Origin of the sequence: Natronorubrum aibiense, from assembly GCF_009392895.1 — an archaeon.
GTDB lineage: Archaea > Halobacteriota > Halobacteria > Halobacteriales > Natrialbaceae > Natronorubrum > Natronorubrum aibiense.
The window spans coordinates 790,773-807,113 of record NZ_CP045488.1 but is presented as its reverse complement, the minus strand read 5'-3'; the positions used below and the strand labels follow the sequence as shown (position 1 = coordinate 807,113).

16 protein-coding genes and 2 pseudogenes are annotated in these 16,341 nt (G+C 60.5%); 8 read left to right on the top strand and 10 right to left on the bottom strand.

Translation table 11 applies throughout. The features are described 5' to 3' along the window. Positions 1 to 70 precede the first annotated feature (70 nt). Complete coding sequence (locus GCU68_RS04075; protein ID WP_152939227.1) at positions 71 to 1,210, top strand: COG1361 S-layer family protein; 1,140 nt, start codon at positions 71 to 73, stop codon at positions 1,208 to 1,210. Positions 1,211 to 1,248: 38 nt separating this feature from the next. On the opposite strand, the gene GCU68_RS04070 is transcribed toward GCU68_RS04075, so the two are convergent. Continuing rightward, positions 1,249 to 2,184 (bottom strand): ABC transporter ATP-binding protein, encoded by a 936-nt coding sequence (locus tag GCU68_RS04070; RefSeq protein ID WP_152939225.1) that lies wholly within the window; start codon positions 2,182 to 2,184, stop codon positions 1,249 to 1,251. Positions 2,185 to 2,336: 152 nt separating this feature from the next. On the opposite strand from GCU68_RS04070, the gene GCU68_RS04065 reads away from it, so the two are divergent. Both GCU68_RS04065 and GCU68_RS04060 read left to right on the top strand, forming a co-directional pair. After that, complete coding sequence (locus GCU68_RS04065; protein WP_152939223.1) at positions 2,337 to 2,690, top strand: hypothetical protein; 354 nt, start codon at positions 2,337 to 2,339, stop codon at positions 2,688 to 2,690. Between the two features lie 257 nt (positions 2,691 to 2,947). Then, entirely contained in the window at positions 2,948 to 3,697 is a 750-nt protein-coding gene (locus tag GCU68_RS04060) for a hypothetical protein (protein ID WP_227014918.1), read from the top strand. Here the strand turns inward: GCU68_RS04060 and GCU68_RS04055 are convergent. From GCU68_RS04055 to GCU68_RS04040, 4 genes are all read right to left on the bottom strand, one after another. Then, positions 3,694 to 4,266 (bottom strand): PH domain-containing protein, encoded by a 573-nt coding sequence (locus GCU68_RS04055; protein WP_152939219.1) that lies wholly within the window; start codon positions 4,264 to 4,266, stop codon positions 3,694 to 3,696. The two genes, GCU68_RS04060 and GCU68_RS04055, sit on opposite strands and share 4 nt — an antisense overlap. A gap of 13 nt (positions 4,267 to 4,279) precedes the next feature. Next, positions 4,280 to 4,966 carry a PH domain-containing protein gene (locus tag GCU68_RS04050; RefSeq protein ID WP_152939217.1) on the bottom strand — a complete coding sequence of 229 codons (687 nt, stop codon included), beginning with the start codon at positions 4,964 to 4,966 and terminating at the stop codon, positions 4,280 to 4,282. A 122-nt stretch (positions 4,967 to 5,088) separates the two neighbouring features. Further along, the gene (locus GCU68_RS04045; RefSeq protein ID WP_152939215.1) at positions 5,089 to 5,505 is read right to left on the bottom strand and encodes a PIN domain-containing protein; all 417 of its coding nucleotides are present in this window, start codon (positions 5,503 to 5,505) and stop codon (positions 5,089 to 5,091) included. A 9-nt stretch (positions 5,506 to 5,514) separates the two neighbouring features. After that, a complete protein-coding gene (locus GCU68_RS04040) occupies positions 5,515 to 5,745 on the bottom strand; it encodes a hypothetical protein (protein ID WP_152939213.1) in 231 nt (76 codons plus the stop codon). 200 nt (positions 5,746 to 5,945) lie between these two features. Between GCU68_RS04040 and GCU68_RS04035 the strand changes: the two genes are divergently transcribed. Beyond that, positions 5,946 to 6,416: a universal stress protein gene (locus GCU68_RS04035; RefSeq protein ID WP_152939211.1), complete on the top strand. Its 471-nt coding sequence runs from the start codon at positions 5,946 to 5,948 to the stop codon at positions 6,414 to 6,416. A gap of 97 nt (positions 6,417 to 6,513) precedes the next feature. Here GCU68_RS04035 and GCU68_RS04030 read toward each other — a convergent pair whose 3' ends face one another. Beyond that, a complete protein-coding gene (locus GCU68_RS04030; RefSeq protein WP_152939209.1) occupies positions 6,514 to 8,148 on the bottom strand; it encodes an ABC transporter permease in 1,635 nt (544 codons plus the stop codon). A gap of 220 nt (positions 8,149 to 8,368) precedes the next feature. On the opposite strand from GCU68_RS04030, the gene GCU68_RS04025 reads away from it, so the two are divergent. From GCU68_RS04025 to GCU68_RS04015, 3 genes are all read left to right on the top strand, one after another. After that, positions 8,369 to 8,905, top strand: a complete 537-nt coding sequence (locus GCU68_RS04025; RefSeq protein ID WP_152939207.1) for a gluconate 2-dehydrogenase subunit 3 family protein — start codon at positions 8,369 to 8,371, stop codon at positions 8,903 to 8,905. Then, complete coding sequence (locus GCU68_RS04020; protein WP_152939205.1) at positions 8,902 to 10,539, top strand: GMC family oxidoreductase; 1,638 nt, start codon at positions 8,902 to 8,904, stop codon at positions 10,537 to 10,539. Before GCU68_RS04025 ends, GCU68_RS04020 begins: the two co-directional genes overlap by 4 nt. A gap of 107 nt (positions 10,540 to 10,646) precedes the next feature. Next, the gene (locus tag GCU68_RS04015) at positions 10,647 to 11,393 is read left to right on the top strand and encodes a dolichyl-phosphate hexose transferase (protein ID WP_227014981.1); all 747 of its coding nucleotides are present in this window, start codon (positions 10,647 to 10,649) and stop codon (positions 11,391 to 11,393) included. Between the two features lie 32 nt (positions 11,394 to 11,425). Here the strand turns inward: GCU68_RS04015 and GCU68_RS04010 are convergent. Continuing rightward, a pseudogene (locus tag GCU68_RS04010) lies at positions 11,426 to 11,734 on the bottom strand (zinc ribbon domain-containing protein); the annotation flags it as partial. A gap of 147 nt (positions 11,735 to 11,881) precedes the next feature. After that, entirely contained in the window at positions 11,882 to 12,715 is an 834-nt protein-coding gene (locus GCU68_RS04005) for a DUF4397 domain-containing protein (RefSeq protein WP_152939201.1), read from the bottom strand. A gap of 144 nt (positions 12,716 to 12,859) precedes the next feature. Here GCU68_RS04005 and GCU68_RS21570 point away from each other — a divergent pair. Then, positions 12,860 to 12,970: pseudogene (locus GCU68_RS21570) on the top strand (MBL fold metallo-hydrolase); the annotation flags it as partial. Between the two features lie 9 nt (positions 12,971 to 12,979). On the opposite strand, the gene GCU68_RS04000 reads toward GCU68_RS21570, so the two are convergent. Then, the gene (locus GCU68_RS04000) at positions 12,980 to 15,142 is read right to left on the bottom strand and encodes an ArnT family glycosyltransferase (protein WP_152939198.1); all 2,163 of its coding nucleotides are present in this window, start codon (positions 15,140 to 15,142) and stop codon (positions 12,980 to 12,982) included. Between the two features lie 57 nt (positions 15,143 to 15,199). Continuing rightward, positions 15,200 to 16,330: an extracellular solute-binding protein gene (locus GCU68_RS03995; RefSeq protein ID WP_152939196.1), complete on the bottom strand. Its 1,131-nt coding sequence runs from the start codon at positions 16,328 to 16,330 to the stop codon at positions 15,200 to 15,202. Positions 16,331 to 16,341 lie beyond the last annotated feature (11 nt).

Here is a 16,341-nt window from a genome sequence, read left to right as displayed (position 1 = left end):
CGGTAACTCGGTCGTTCGTCCGTGCAACGGATTGTGTGATTTATCCACCGCTCGTTCATTTCACCACTGAATGACGAGGGAGGGTGCCACCCCGCAGCAGCGTCGGCGACACCGAATCGCTGTTGGCTGCCTCGTGCTCGTCCTCGTCGGATTCTGCGGCGTCGCGACACCCGTTGCAGCTGCGAGCAGTGACACGGCCACGGCTGGGTATCTACAGGTTCAAGAAGACCAACCCGGAAACGAGACGGAAGTGAACGACTCGGCCGCCGCAGGCGACGACGGGGCGTTGCCCCCTGAGCAACGTCCCGAAAACGAATCCCCGACGCCATTGCCCACCGAAGACGTCCCGGAGGAGTTCCCCCAAGCGCCCTCGACGATCGATTCGTTTCCGGTGCAAGGACCCGAAGGTGACGTCATCGTCGAAATTGACGACGATCAATCCGTCCGAGCGGGCGATACGACGACGATCGACCTTGAGGTGACGAACGACGGCGACGAAGACGTGACTGACGTCGTCGTGACGTTCCAAGCGCCGGACGGGTCGGTGACGCTTGGCTCGCCCACCGCGCCGCAGGCGACGCAGTCGGTCTATTTCGAAGAACTGCAGGACGGTGAGACGGAGCAGTTCGACATCGACGTCACGGCTTCCAGAGTCGATTCAGGGACGTACCCGCTGTTCGCGACCGTCCAGTACCGCGTCGACGACGATGATGACGATGACAATGGCGACGATGAACCCGCCGAAACCAGTGGCCCATCAGTGCTCGGGATCGACGTTGACGACGCCCACCCGCTCGAGATCACGCCAGTCGAGACCGACGTGCCGGTCGACAGCGACGCCGTCTACGAAGCACGGGTGACGAACGACGGAAACGAAACGATCACGGGTATCGTTGCTACGCTGGAGGTCGGGCCACCTCTGTCGAGCGAATCACCGACGGCGTACGTCGGGACGCTCGAGTCGGGCGAGTCAACAGCGGTTCGGTTTGGTCTCGAGTCGTCGTCCGACGCGATCGAGACGTCGACTAACGTTGCGATTTCGCTCACGTACGACACCGGTTCCGGCGAGCGAACGAGCACAACCCCGTCACCGTATCCAGTCTCGATTACCGACACCGACGAGGAGACCGACGTCGATTCTATCGGCCCGTTCGTCGCCGTCGCGGTCGTGTTCGTACTCGCGGCGATCTGGTGGCTCCGCAGGCGGTGAGTTGCATCCGAAGCTGGTGCGTCGCTGAGCCGCTACGATCAGGACTCGCTCGAATGCGCTGACGTCTCTATGGATTCGCCATCGTCAGCATCGCCGTAGAAGTGCATGAATACGTCCTCGATCGACGCTTCTCGAACCTCCAGATCGAGCACTGTGTACTCGTGCAATCGATCGATCAGCGGATCGAACTCCCGTGAGAGAACGAGCCGATACGCGTCATCGATCCGTTCGGCGTGGCCGGTGCCCGGCACCTCGAGCGCTGACACCGGCGGCTCTTCGGCCAAGCGCACCGTAACGACCGTTCCGCCCGCTTCGAGGATGTTCGTGACAGTGTCGAGTTCGATCAGCTGTCCGTCTCTAATGATTCCGACGCGGTCACAGACACGGCGAACCTCACTCAAGACGTGTGAGGAAAAGAAACTCGTCTGGCCCCGCTCCTGGCGCTCCTCGAGTAAGGCGTAGAACTCGTTTTGCACGAGCGGGTCCAGTCCCGACGTCGGCTCGTCCATGATCGCCAGCTCGGGGTCGTGCATGAACGTCGCGACGATGGCGAGTTTCTGTCTGTTCCCACTCGAGTAGGCCTTGACGTTCCGATCGAGAGGGACGGGAAATCGCTCGAGGAGTTCCGTTCGGCGCTGCTCACCACGAATGCGTCCGAAGTAATCGAGAACCGTCGCTCCCGTGACGCGATCGTAGAAGGAAACGTCACTCGGTAGATACCCCAACTGCTGCTTTGCATTACGTAGTTCGTTCCGGTCGGTGACGTCACGACCCAGTATCCGGGCCTGCCCGTCGGTGGGCTTTAACAGGCCAAGCAGGACGCGAATCGCCGTTGACTTGCCAGCGCCGTTCGGCCCGAGAAAACCAAAGATCTCTCCAGACTCGACGCTAAACGTGAGATCTTCGACGCCCCGAACGTCGCCGTAATACTTCGTCAGGCCGTCGACTTCCACCGGTGGTGGAGCACTGGTCACATCCCTCACAACGGGAGCGGACCCCTTAGCAGTAGAGAGTAGCGAGATTTCTTTATTCAGAATCGTACCTGAAACTGAACCAGGCAGTTCGATCACTATCCGTGCGAATGGAACACCGGAAGTATTATTCGCGGAGTTGACACGGGTAGCGTATGACAGACGAGATTTCACTGGATGGACGGACACTTGCTGGCGTTACAAATGATGAAGGCGGAGAAGTGGGGGCAGATACCGTCTTTCACTTCGAGCAGAACGGCGAACGAATATACGCGAACTATTCTGGTGGCAGTGTTGTGGACGGACATTTGGTTGGAACCTTCGACGGGGAACAGTGGGACATCCGATACACCCAAATAAATGTAGAAAACGAAACCGCTACCGGCCACTCCATCGGTGACGTCGAACTTCTCGACGACGGACGTATTAGAGCCGAAGATGAGTGGGAATGGGAATCGAAGCCCGGGAAGGGTGAATCGGTGCACGAAGAAGTTGACCAGACTCTTTGAGCGACCGGCACAACTTCCCCAATGAAGCGGGAGATTTGGGCCATGGACAACTCGACTCTCCTGCTTCAACACCTTTGATTTAGCGACCTCTCCCGCCGTCGTCTAGTGATTCAACACAGCTGCTTTGAGAGGTCCTCAATGAGGAGTGACTGTGTTGGTTCGTCAACTGTGGTCAGTACGGTTTGCCTATCGGCTACCGATCTGGAGATCCGGCAAATAGTCAACAGATCTATACGAAATACTGTTCCATGTTCTATATGGTCTTCGGACTCTCCGGAAGTCAGGTGTTCGGCGGTGGTCTCGCTGTTGTCGGGGCAGTCGTCCTCGCATTCAGTGGACGGTATGTCTGGCGTGCGACCAGCATCTATAGAGCAGAGCCTATCTCAACACTCAACGAAACAGCGTCTGGGGTACTTGTGCGTGTCTCCGGAACAGCCCAACAGGGCGACGCCGATCTCCTGACCGCTCCCTTTAGTGGAAACGACTGTCTGGCCCTCCGATACGCTGTTGAAGAACGCCGACTGAGTCCGTACTTGCTTCCGTGGTTCGTAACGATACACGAGTTGGCGGGTTCGGACACGTTCCGTGTCCGTACACCCGAGGCTACAGTTGACATCGTTGAGCCAGCACACACAGTAACACTCAAACGCACTACTGTCGCGACCGTTCCGTCGAACGATAAACCTCCGGAGCGGATCGCACGGTTTGAGCAGAACACCGCAGCAGTCCCGGTGGCGACTCACTGGCGGTCACCACCATCCCCCTTTCGGCCGATTACGAGGGCTCTGTCGCTTGGGACCCGCCGCTACAGCGAACAGTGTGTGATGCCCGGTGATAACGTCACTATCGTCGGCCGGATTACCGAGACAGGGAACGGCGTCGACCCACTTGTCGTCTCGGATCTTTCGGCTGGTCAGACGCTCCTTCGAATGGCCAAGACTTCACTTATCGGACTCAGTATTGGTGTATTCGTTGTTCTACTCGGTCTCGTGCTTGTATTACTCTAATCTTCGATCGTCGTGTGAATCTCTCGGATCTCATCCCGGATCCGCTGCCACTGAGTCAAATTGCCAGGAATATCCGACTCTTGCCCATCGTTCCCACCAAGTCCGTCGGTGTTCGATGCTGCTCGATCGACGAGTGACCGAATTTCACGGGGTTCGTCTATCGCCTGAAATGAGAGGTCATTCCCACCAGCGATCTCGAACTCGACGGAGCCGTACCCGAACATCGATCCTGTAATATCTTGGCTATAGGCACTGTTCTGGACCGTTTCGAGGGTGGCCTGTGTAACATGTCGGGACATTACCCCACGTTTCACGTAGAGTGCGTGGTCCGTTATCACGTACTGCGTGCCCTGTATAGCTAGATACTTCCAGAGGGGGATTGCTACGCCGATTGGAACGACTGCGAGAAAGAGTAGCGTCTCATCCAACAGACTGCTGACGGCCCCGAAGGCGATGACCAGCAATCCAGTTGTGACTGCTGGAAGTGCGGTCGTAATCCGCGGACGACCGGTCCACGTGACTGACTCGTGGCTGTCGAGTGGGACAGCTGGGTCAATCGATTCCGTCATTGTTGTCTACCGTTCATCGGTTTGATCCTTGGTCGGTTTCGGAGGCCTCAGTAGCTTGTTCGGTACCCTCAGACTCGTTCAATTCGGAGTCATTCTCGCTAGTCGAATGCCGCTTTTCTGAATTACCGATATTGGACAGTGTGGCCGAGGTGTCGCCCACAGTCTCCTGTTGTGCCTCGAGAGTAGAGTGAATCTCCTTGAGTTCGATAAGAATCTCATCAAGCACATCACGCTTGGTTTCGCTGGATTCCGTGGATTTACCACGACTAGCTTTCACGCGCTTGTTGATGAGTTCCTGAACCTCACGTGGTTCAGGCACCGACTGGAACTGCATCTCGATACCGGACCCGCCAGCAGTCGAGATATCGACGTTTCCGTAGCCGAACTGGGAGCCGAAAAACCCTTGACTGTAAGAGGTGTTCTGGACCTTGCCGAAATCGATGCGCTGGACATCACGAGAGAGAATTCCCGTCTTCTTATACAGTCCATCGGTCGTCACAACGTACTGCGTATTCTCACGGTGAAGATAGGCCCCCGCGATGATGAATAACCCAACGAGGACGAGGGCTAAAGGCAGACCAATGATGAGTGCGGGGATCAGACTACTCTCATGAAGTTTCCCGGACCAGATAATCTCCTCGTCCTGATCAAGGGTTAACCAGTCGTCAGTTTCAGGGTCGATAACAGAGGTATCGGACATACGTAACTATTCAACAATTAGGTGTATTAAACTCTCGACAGACCAAGCTACATCCACCACGCGTTTCGGTCACACGACTATGGGCTAACTTCAGAGTGAAGCTGAGAGACAGATCTGCCGAGTTAGAGCGTTTCAAATGAGTTGATTACATCACTCGTCGAGTACGTCTCGACTAGGTTCTGTTCGTTGAAGTCAGAATCGTCACTCCAGATAGCAGCATCACTGGCGATCGCACATGCGAGGTACAACACATCGTCAGGATCAGTATCACTGATTTTCGCTTCTGCTGTTTCGATAGCCGGATAGAAGTCGTCGGCAGGAACGACCTCAATGTACTGGAACAAGAGGTCGATGAACTGTGCTACTCGATCCGGCTTCATTCCAGATTTGTCCACGATCAGCCCTTCATAATTCTCGATTTCGTCATAAACAAAGGCGGGTGTCAAGAGCTCTGGTTCGAGTGTGACGATGAGTTCCCTTGTTTTCGAATTAGCAATGAGTGCAGATATAACGACGTTAGCGTCAATGACCAGCTTCATTCGTCGAGTCTACGCTGACTCTTCTTCGACGCGCTTACGCCCTTGTTCGTTAATCTTATTGGCAATTTCCTGAACGTCGCGCTCGGTGAGCTTACTTTCACTAGTGAGTTCGTCCATCATTTCGAGTGCCTCAATTTTCTCTTGAATGGCTTGGCGCGTAACCTCACTCCAGTTGATCTCCGGATGATTTTCCATTCGCTCTTTGAGCTCGTTATCTACGTTGACCGTGATACTGGGCATACAGGTTCCTATGGGTACACAGAATAATGTGTTTTCCGGTGAAATCATATCCTTGTACGCAGGCGTCTTACGCCGCCAAGTTGGTCCATTAGTCGTTGAAGAGCCGTGACGAACGACTGCGACGCACCACGACACACTCAAAGCGCCCGATACAGATCCGCCCCTGTGGCTATTTCTTCCTCGCAGTCGTTCGGCAGTATATGACATTGAGCATACTCGTTCCGACCGAGGGCTCACCGCTTTCGACGAAAGCACTGGAGGTGGCGTTAACGGATTATCCCGACGCGTCCATCACGGTCTTACACGTCATGGATCCTATCGGATCGGGACTCGGCATCATCGACGTGATGCGCCCGCAGTTTCACGACGGCGCACCACCCGGTACGGTGTCGATCGAATACTGGCGCGAGTGGCACGAACAGGCCGAGGAAAACGCCGAGGAAGTCTTCGACGAGGCTCGCGAACTCGCGGCCGACTCCGACACCGAGATCGAAACCGTCCTCGAGTTCGGAAAGCCGGCGGACGTGATCCTCGAGTACAGTGACGAACACGACGTCGACAGAATCGTGATGGGTAGTCACTGTCGATCGGGAGCGGAACGATTCCTGCTGGGCAGCGTCGCGGAAACCGTCGTCAAGCGAGCCTCGACACCCGTCATGATCGTCAGATGAGATCCCGTTCAAAACGATTCGAACAGAGCGAACCACGTACTTGACCGCGCAGGTGTGACGTCCCTCGGGGGCAAGCCCCGAAAGGTGCTCGCCCTGGTCAGAGTCCTTCTTTGCCGCCCTGTGAGAGGAGTACGAGCAGGGAAAGCCCGGAGACGACGAGCAACAACAGTGCGGGAATCACGGCGTACTGGAAGAACGCTTCGCCTTGAGCGCGCCAGATGATCGTAACAAGGGTTTCGAACCCGGTCGGCCGCAGGAGCAAGGTCGCTGGAAGCTCCTTCATCGTCGTCAGGAAGACGAGGGCTGCACCGGCGGTGACACCCGGTGCGATCAGCGGGAGCGTCACCTTTCGGAACGCACGAAGCGGCGTCTCGCCGAGCGTGTGGGCGGCTTCGACCAACTTCGAGTCGACCTGCAGTGTCGTGGTTCGGATCGAGCCGACCGCTTGGGGCATAAAGCGGACGACGTACGCGAATATCAGCAACGGAATGGTATGGTAGAGTGCCGGCAGGATGGTGAGGTCGTACGTCTGGCGGACGGTCTCGTAGGCCGTCGCGAACGAGACGAGCGCGAGGCCGAGAACGATGCCCGGGACGGCAAAGCCGACGTACGTCGATCGCTCGAAAATCGTCGACAGCGGCGACTCGTGTCTGGCCGCGAGGTATGCGACCGGAAGCGCGACGAGCACAGCCACGAGTGCAGCTGCGCCGGCAACCATCACCGAGTTGAGGGCGTACTCGAGTTCGAACGCGAGTTCCGGTCGCGCGTCCGGATCGGCGGTCACGAGCCAGAGTCCGAGAATCCACAGCGGGACCAGCAGCGCGATTCCGGTCACACCGGCAGGCAGTATCGTTGCTGGCCATCGCCAGCGACCGAGGTCGACGACGGGGTCACTCGCCCCCTCTGAGCCGTCGCCCTGAAGTGTCTGATCGGGTCGGATCCACCACTCGAGGACGAGAACGACGAGGACGATGAGGAGCAGTTGCAGCGAGAGGAATGCCGCGTAGTCCCGGCCGAAAGAGCGGTATTCGACGTAGATCTGTTGGGTGAAAACCGGCAAGCGCATGATCGCCGGGGTCCCGAAGTCGGAAATGGCGTAGAGTGCTGCGAGTAATCCGCCAGCGACGACGGCGGGCCGGATCTGTGGGAACGTCACGCGACGGAAGGCCATCCACGTGTTGTGGTTCAGAGTTCGAGCGGCATCAAGCAGCGTCGTGTCGAACGACAGTAGGCCGGCCCGCACGGTCAGATAGACGTACGGATAGGTATAGAGCGTAATGACGAGTATGGCGCCGGGGAGTCCGTAAATCTCCGGCAGTTGTTGGATGCCGAGAGGTTCGAGGATCGACTGGAACTCGCCTTGGGGGCCAAATGCAGAGACGAAGGCGAACGCACCGATGTAACTCGGAACGACCAGCGGCAGGGCGACGATAACGGACCAAAACCGGCGGAACGGAAGGTTCGTCTGGACGGTAAGCCACGCCAACGGGACGCCGATCAGCACCGAGAGGACGGTGACGCCGATCATTAGCAGGAGGCTGTTCGTAACGATGGTCGCGGTTTGCGGTCGGACGAGCATCGCCCAGAGCCGGGCCATGTCGACGGTCGTCGCTTTGAAGACGAGGTACGTGAGCGGGAACAGGACGGTCACGGCGATAGCTCCAGACAAGAGCAGTAGTCCGAGCGGCGATCCATCGGTCATTTCGCGCCGTCGTGAGAGGAGCGATTTCATAGGGGGGTCACGGTAATGTGCGGTAGTTGGGTGCGGTCGATAGCGACTGTTGCGATAGTCGGACCGACATCAGGGAATAAGTGACGGTTCGCGGCCGACTGTTCGCGTCCGTAGCACGGACATCGGACCGAACGCCAGCGGTCTCGGCGTGCGGGATCAGTCGTCGCCGTCACACCACGTTCCAACGAATATATGTTTTAGGTCTACCTAATCCCTTCGCATGGAGCTGACCAGACGGGATGCGGTCGCCGCGCTGGCCACCCTCGGCGCTGGCGGGACGCTGGCGGGTTGTGCGGCGCCGACAGCGACCGGTCCCGATGAGGACGACCACGACGTCGACACCGAACGGATTCGCGAGGCGCTGGTCGCGGCTGCCGAAGTCGTATATCCCAGCGAAATAACCGGTACAGCGACGTTCGTCGAGACGTTCCTCGAAGGACGACTCGAGAACCGCGCCCACGCTGTCGAACTCGAGGCGACGATTGCGACACTTGACGAACTCGCTACGGCGTGGTACGGCGACGGCTTCGCAGCGCTGTCCGTACAGGATTGCGACCAGTTCCTCCGGGAAATCGGTTCGGACGCCGCCGCGGAGGAACCGGCGGGGACGACTGCCCAGCGGGTGCGGTACTACGTCGTCAACGAACTCCTACTGGCGCTGTACGCCTCGCCGACGGGCGGAGAACTCGTCGGTATCGAGAATCCGCAGGGCCACGCGGGCGGACTCGACACCTATCACCGGGGGCCAGACGCGTGAGTTGGGACCGTCCTCCCGCCGAATCAGCGGGGGCCGAATCCGAGTCAGACGCTGATCGCACGCCCGTCGTGGACGCCGAAGTCTGTGTGATTGGAGCAGGCCCGGCGGGCGGGATCGTCGCGGACCGACTCGCCGAGGCCGGCCGTGCGGTCGTCGTCCTCGAGGCCGGGCCGCGGTTCGATCCGGCAGATAGGCTCGCCAGACAGGAACGAGCGATCCGCCCCGCCTACGACCGGCCGGCTGTCTGGGACGGTGATCCGGAGCGGGACGCGCACGCGGCATCGGGCGACTGGTTCTACCCACTGAACCACGCCCGTGTCAAGGGTGTCGGCGGTTCGACGCTCCACTGGCAGGGGATGGTGATGCGGCTCCACGAAGACGATTTCGCCTCCGAGAGCGTCCGTGGAGTTGGCACAGACTGGCCGATCGACTATGCGGACTTGCAGCCGTACTACGCCGCGGCGGAGCGAGAACTGGGCGTCGCCGGGGACGATGACAATCCGTTCGCGCCGCCCCGCGAGGAGCCTCATCCGATGCCGGCCTTTCGCCCCTCCTACAGCGACGGCCTATTCGCCGAGGCTTGCGACGAACTCGAGATCGCGATGCACTCCGTTCCGAACGCCCGGAACTCCGAAGCCTACGACGACCGGAGCGCCTGTGTGGGCTACGGAACCTGCCAGCCGGTCTGTCCTTCCGGTGCGAAGTACGACGCGACTGTCCACATCGAGCGTGCCGAACGACACGGCGCAACAGTGATCGACCGCGCGCCAGTCCAACGGCTCGAACACGACGCCGATTCGATCGAGGCTGCCGTCTACGCAACGCCCGATGGCGAAGAGCACCGGCAGGAAGCCGACGCCTTCGTGATCGCCTGCGGCGGCGTCGAGACGCCGCGTCTCCTCTTGCTCTCCGAGTCGGATCAGTACCCTGACGGGCTAGCCAACTCGAGCGGCCTCGTCGGGAAGTTCTTCATGGATCACCTCTTTGCGGGGACGGGCGGCGTCCTCGACGAGCCGACCCGGCAGAACCACGTCGGCTTCCTGACCAGCGAGTCCCACCAGTTCTACGACGACGCCGACGAGGAGTACGCGCCGTTCAAACTCGAGTTCTTCAACTACGACGGCCCCTCGCCGGTCGAGCTGGCACTGACCGGTGATGACTGGGGCGACGAGTTGCTCGAACGACTCCGCTCCGAGTACGGCACCCACATCGGGATGGGCGGACTGGTCGAACAACTCCCACAGGAAGACAGCTACGTCGGACTCAATTTCGACACGACCGACGATCGGGGGAATCCGGTCCCGGACGTCCACTGGACAGTCGACGACCGCGCACTCCGGACGATCGAACGCGTCAACGAGATTCAAGAGCGAGTCCTCGAGGAACTCGGCGCGGACCTCACCTGGCAGGTCGGTCCCGACGAGACGGGGCCGGCCTACCACCACATGGGGACGACCCGGATGGGCGACGATCCCGCCGAGAGCGTCGTTGGCCCCAACCTGCGGACCCACGACATAGAGAACTGCTGGATAGCCTCGAGCAGCGTCTTCCCAACTGGCGGGGCGATGAATCCAACGCTGACGATCGCCGCACTCGCGCTGAAGACTGCCGAGCACGTCCACGAAACGCTGTAGCGGCCGTCATTTCTCTATCCAAACCAGCCCCGTGTTTTAGGCAAACCTAAAAATATAAATACTGTCGGAAGCGAGTACCGCCAATGAGCAGTGGGGATCAGCCCGAGATGACGGCAACAACCGACGAAACAGACAGGACCAGCGAGGACGACCGGTACACCTTTGAGGACGTCAGCGTCGTCATGGGGACCTACAACGAGGAGGAAGCGATCGGCAAGGTGCTCTCGGACATCGAGGACGTCACCGACGGCAAGGCCGAGATCGTCTGCGTCGACGGTTCTTCGGACCGCACACCCGAAATCGCTCGCGAGCACGGCGCGACCGTCATCGAACAGCAACCGCAGGGCTACGGTGTCGCCGTTCGCGCGGCGATCTTAGCGCCCGACCGGCCGATCGTCGTCACCACCGACTGTGACGACACGTACCCGATGGAGCAGTTACCCGAGTTCCTCTCGTTGATCAACGACGGCTACGACGTCGTCAGCGGCGACCGCCTCTACCACGGGGCCGACGCGATGCCGGCGTTCAACCGCTTCGGGAACCACGCGTTCGCCGCGGTCGCGAGCGTTCTGATGGGCACCCGCGTTCACGATACGACGACCGGGATGCGCGCCTACCGTCGCGAAGTCGTCGAATCGATCGAGTGGACCGAAAACACCGGCCTCTCCGCGGAACTGCTGATTCGTCCGCTGATGCGGAACTACGACGTTCGCGAGCACCCGATCGCGTACCGCGAGCGTGCCGGGCAGACGAAACTGGACCCGCTGAAAGGTGGCCTCGAGATCGCACGATCCATCGTCAAAGTCTCGCTCGAGGAACGGCTTCGAGAACTGCCGCATCGACCGAAACAGTAACCGGTTTTTTGGCTCTGGTCAACTACCCCACCCTACTCGCTCGCGCTGACGCGCTCGCTTCGTTGAGGGTGGGGCTTGTCCGTGGACTCGGCCTCTGACTCGTCAGAGTACGGGGTGTATCCCCGACTCGGCGTCACCGTCCCGGACTTCAGGGCGTATTGACTGACGCCCCTCCCACGCGAGGACTGTTGCTCGCGTCGGAGATACACGTCTGCCACGTTCTTGGCAGCGTTGTAGTCGGCGTGATTCTGATTCCCGCACTGCTGGCACTCAAACCTATCTCGACTTTGGCGATTATCATCGTGGATGAACCCACACTCGGCACACCGCTTGCTGGTGTCTGCTCTCCTATCCACTCATTCGTGTAGTTGCGAGTTCTTCGAACATCGCAAACGTATCGTGTTTGCTCATATGTTCGGCTGTACCTGCGTGAAAACACTCACTACCACATGGCAGCGAGAATTTTCCACGACGGGCAGCCGGCAGTATCACGTAGCTTTCTTGTCCTCGAATTTCTCCTCCTTTTCAGACTCTTTCTCGGGTTCGTCTTCTTTCGGCTCCTCTTCGTCCGGAAGGGAATCCTCCGTGAGGAGTATCTCGAACGGCTCATCGGCGGGTGCTCTCTCCGGCTCGAGATAGCCAATCGCGAACGCGGAGTAGACGGTTCCTCCGGCGAGGGAAACGTCGATTTCGAAGACGCTGGTCTCTCGGTCACCCGCAGGATAGATGACGAGTGGATACTCGCCCTCCGGGACCTCGGTGTAGCTGGATTCGCCGAACCCGACGTTCTCGAACAGCGCGTCCCCGTTTTCACCGGTAACGACGTCCACCGCAGGCGCGTCAGGTGAGGCGTGGAGGACGCGAACGCGAGCGGTACCCGAATCGACCGGGCTGTTGTCGTCATCGAGAAACAGCGACTCGAGGGGCTGGTTTTCGGCGGCCACTTCGCCGACCACTGCGAGGAGACCGTCGAGGGTGGGGTCCACGTCGCCGGCCTCGACGGTCTCCTCGAGCACTGCTTCGGCCGGGTCTTCACCGGCGGGAACGACCTGGACCATGTACGTACCAGGCTCGAGGTCGCGGTAGTCGGTGACCGTCCCGTACGAGATGCCCTCGCGGACCCGCTCTCCGTCGACGTAGACGTCGATGTTGGGTGCATCGGGTGAGAGGTGTGCAACTCGAGTCCCGAAGCTGGTATCGGTTGGCTGGTCGTTCGTTTCGTGGTCACTCGAGGCGGCCGTAGTACCTCCAACGCCACTGACCACCACGAGGCCGCCGCCGATCTGTAGAATTCGTCGTCGGCTCACGCAACCTTTAGTCATACAAATGTCATGAACGATGAGATAGGTAATGGTGCTAACACTTGCAGGCACAGGCCGATGCAATTCCGAAGTTCGATATCCAACGCTTTGGGCCATCCGAGCGAACCACCCGATATGGAATAATCCGGATGCGCCCACGCCCTGCCCGTCGCCGTCGAGACGGAACGTGGCCTCGTTCTGGTCGACGTCGGACCCGAGGGGATTGTCGACGCCCTCGAGGTCCACCTCTCGGATCTGGGCTATGGACTTGAGGACAATTTCCGCTCAAGCCGACTCGAGTCGTGTGTCGAACGTTTCCCAGTCGCTTCTGGTTTCCGGCCGGTCGGGAAGATACGTTCCGGCGGAACCACAGTCGGTGACGAGCGGACAGGTGGTCCGTTCGGGTGGCCAAACAGCTTCGACGCCGTCGTCGGTCGTACGGACGATGACTTCCTGTCGGTAGGTGTGTGTCGCTCCCGCCGACTGGACCTGCGTGATCGTCACCACGATCTCATCGGTTTCGTCGAACGAAATGGCCTCGTCGGAAGATTCGTTCAAGCGAGCGAGACCGCGGTCTTCGGCTCCACTCGTGTTCGCCCCGCGCTCGAGCGTCCACGCGACGGTAACGGTGTCGTCCGGATCGGCGACTGTATAGCCAGTCGTCTCACTGCCGTTCCCGAGTCTGACGTGGACGTGCTCGACTCGATTCGCGATGCCCACGGTGGTTTCCCCGCGGAGCTGTTCGCCGGATCGCACCGACAGCGGCTCGAGCGTCGCGACGAGATCGTTGCCGGGTGCTGCCGTCCACTCGCCGCGATACGTGTAGCGGTAGGGAGTTCGATCGGGGTGCGAATCGAGCACGTCGAAATCGCGGCCCGGCGGCCCGTCGAGCGCGTAGACTTCCTCGCCGTCGAGCCCGGGATCGTTTCGAAGCGCCTGAAATGGATGGCCCTGCCACTGTCCGTACGGCGTCGGCAGGAAGATCAGCGCGTTCTCGAGGTCGCGTTCTTCGAACGGTTCGTAGGCGGCCTCGAACCGTTCGGTGTGGGCGGCGTTGCGCTCGACCGGCGTCGAGAGGAGCGCAGCGTTAGCCGCGCCGGTGACGAGGGCGCTCGTCAACACTACGGCGACGAGGACGGCACGGACCGTTCGCGGCGACGTCACTGCGGCGAGTCGATCCCGGATCGCGCCGTTGCGACACCGCCGCCAGCCGGTGACGGCGCCGAACGCGGCAAAAATCGACAGCGGGACGAGGAGATCGAAGTGGTAGAACGGTCCGAACTGCGAAATCAGGCCCGTAGTCGGATCGTCGATCCCCGCGAGGATGTTGAAGTTTCCCCAGAACGCGACGTTTCCGAGCGGGACGGTGAGCAAGAGTCCGGCCAGCAACAAGCCCGCCGTTCGACCGTCATCCCGCCAATCGTCCTCGCTGTCAGGTCCGTCGAACGGGAGCCACCGCCGCAACGCGATGGCCAGCCCTGCCAACGCGGCGAGCGTTCCGAGCGGGCCAGCGGTGAACCACCGCGTAGCGAAGTACCAGAGTACGGCACCGTTCGCCTCGAGAGCGAGCGCGGGGGTGTAGTCGAGCGAGTGGCTGGTGATTTCCCGATGTCCGAACCCCGGCCCGTCGAGCGGTGCAAACGCTTCGTACGGAAAGACGAGCGCCGAACCAGTGAGACGTGCGTTGTACGCCAGCACGAGGCCAACGAAACTCAAACCGACCGTCGCCGTGACGACGTTTCGTCGAACCGGGTTCGGAAGCGGACGAAGCCCCCCGTCCTGCCGGCGCTGCCGAATCGATCGCAGCACGGTCCAGCCCGCATGACAGATAAATGGCGCGGCGAACAGGACGGCGGTGTACGGTCGGGCGAAGAAGGCGAGTCCGATCGCCGCACCGGCGAGCGCGGCGTAACGACGCCGACCGGTTCGGACGCCACGAAGGTACCACACTGCGAACGCGCCGTTCAGCAGTGTCGTCGGCGCGTACGACAGAAACACCGACGACGTCAGCAATGCCAGTGGCGACGCGGTGAAGATGGCCGCGGCGACGACGCCGACTCGACGGTCGAAAACCATCGAGCCGAGGACGTACACGAGCGCGGCGTTGCCCGCTGCGACGACGGCGAGCGTCACCCGAGGCTCGCCGAACAGCGCCATCGAGACGGCGTACATCGCGGGCACGACCGGCGAATACTTCGAGTAGAGTCGTCCGCCGTCCTCGATGAAAAACCACGGCCGGAACGCATCAACGAGGTCACCGGCGTGGAGCTCGAGTTGTCCCTCGAGGAGCATGGCAGCCTGCAGAAGATAGACGGCCTCGTCGTCGTTGTTCGAGTGGTAGGGAAACAGCTCCGTCGCAAGCACAAATACGGCGACGCCGGCGAACACGGCAATCGCAACTGCGGCTAGGTGGACGCGGTGTAGCTGGAAGCGCTTCAGGAGAGCCATTGTTACTGAGCGAACCCAACGGCGCGGATCGCGAATCACGAGATCGTAACCGCCAAATCAGACGTCGATGCCATCGACGCTACGCATGAGGTCGAGCGTCGGCTGGAGATCGGACAGTTCGGCCGGGTCGAGGTCCGGAACGTTCAGTTCCTCGGTCGTCGGCAGGTCCCCGACCGGTTCGCCCTCGGGAATCAGCGGGTATTCGAACGTCTCCACCGCGAAGTACTCCTGCACTTCCGCCGAGAGCAGGTGTCGAACGAAGTTCTCCGCCAGCTCCGGCTTGTCGGTGCCTTCGATGACGGCCGCACCCGCGACGTCGAAGGTCGCACCCGCATCGCCTTCGGTAAACACCGTCTCGAGGGGTGCGTCCGGCGATCCTTCGAGGACGCGCTGGATGTAGTAGTGATTCGTAAAGCCGGCGTCGATCTCACCGTCCGCGACGGCCTGACAGACCGCGAGTTCGTCCGGATAGGACGCGATGCCGTTGTCGACGACCCCTTCTAGCCACTCGCGGGTCGCTTCTTCGCCCTCGAGCAGGCGCATCGCAGTGACGAACGACTGACAGGAGCCGTACGTGGGCGCCCAGCCGAGGTCACCGTCGAAGTCAGTGTAGGCGTCGATACTCGTCGGCATGTCGCTCTCCGAGAACGCATCGGAGTTGTAGGGAATCGCCCGAATGCGACCGGACGTGCCGACCCACTGGTCGGTTCGGAACTCCTCTGGAACCATCTCCAGTACGTTGTCCGAGAGAGTTCGTGCCATCCCTTCGTTGGCGATCTCGCCCAGCGCGGCCGAGTCGACGGTGAAAAAGACATCCGCATCCGTCCCCGCCCCTTCCTCGGCGATTTGATTCGCCAGATCCGATGAGTCGTTGTACCGCGGCCCGGTCACCTCGAAATCGTCGTACTCGTCCTCGAGGCTGCTGATAAGCGTCCCGACGAGGAACTCGTTTCGCCCGGAGTAGATGTGGAGTTCGCCCTCGAGTGCCGGCAGATCCGCCATCGGCGTGCCACCGGGCTCGCCCCGACCTGCGCGCCCGGAGCCAATCTGATTGAACACGTTCTCGTCGTCGTCTTCTTCGTCTTCGCCACCGATAAGGCCCGTACACCCGGCCAGTGCGCCCATCCCGAGGGCAGTCGACCCCGCAAGGAATGCTCGTCGTCCGGTGGGATCGTATCGCTCTGTCATATGTTTTAGGC

Excerpts from the sequence above, each read along its gene's own strand:
- GCU68_RS04035 (WP_152939211.1), top strand. The coding sequence starts at position 5,946 with ATGACATTGAGCATACTCGTTCCGACCGAGGGCTCACCGCTTTCGACG.
- GCU68_RS04055 (WP_152939219.1), bottom strand. The coding sequence starts at position 4,266 with ATGACGGAATCGATTGACCCAGCTGTCCCACTCGACAGCCACGAGTCA.
- GCU68_RS04000 (WP_152939198.1), bottom strand. The coding sequence starts at position 15,142 with ATGGCTCTCCTGAAGCGCTTCCAGCTACACCGCGTCCACCTAGCCGCA.
- GCU68_RS04045 (WP_152939215.1), bottom strand. The coding sequence starts at position 5,505 with ATGAAGCTGGTCATTGACGCTAACGTCGTTATATCTGCACTCATTGCT.
- GCU68_RS04025 (WP_152939207.1), top strand. The coding sequence starts at position 8,369 with ATGGAGCTGACCAGACGGGATGCGGTCGCCGCGCTGGCCACCCTCGGC.
- GCU68_RS04050 (WP_152939217.1), bottom strand. The coding sequence starts at position 4,966 with ATGTCCGATACCTCTGTTATCGACCCTGAAACTGACGACTGGTTAACC.
- GCU68_RS04015 (WP_227014981.1), top strand. The coding sequence starts at position 10,647 with ATGACGGCAACAACCGACGAAACAGACAGGACCAGCGAGGACGACCGG.
- GCU68_RS04040 (WP_152939213.1), bottom strand. The coding sequence starts at position 5,745 with ATGCCCAGTATCACGGTCAACGTAGATAACGAGCTCAAAGAGCGAATG.
- GCU68_RS04005 (WP_152939201.1), bottom strand. The coding sequence starts at position 12,715 with ATGACTAAAGGTTGCGTGAGCCGACGACGAATTCTACAGATCGGCGGC.
- GCU68_RS03995 (WP_152939196.1), bottom strand. The coding sequence starts at position 16,330 with ATGACAGAGCGATACGATCCCACCGGACGACGAGCATTCCTTGCGGGG.
- GCU68_RS04065 (WP_152939223.1), top strand. The coding sequence starts at position 2,337 with ATGACAGACGAGATTTCACTGGATGGACGGACACTTGCTGGCGTTACA.
- GCU68_RS04060 (WP_227014918.1), top strand. The coding sequence starts at position 2,948 with ATGGTCTTCGGACTCTCCGGAAGTCAGGTGTTCGGCGGTGGTCTCGCT.
- GCU68_RS04075 (WP_152939227.1), top strand. The coding sequence starts at position 71 with ATGACGAGGGAGGGTGCCACCCCGCAGCAGCGTCGGCGACACCGAATC.
- GCU68_RS04030 (WP_152939209.1), bottom strand. The coding sequence starts at position 8,148 with ATGAAATCGCTCCTCTCACGACGGCGCGAAATGACCGATGGATCGCCG.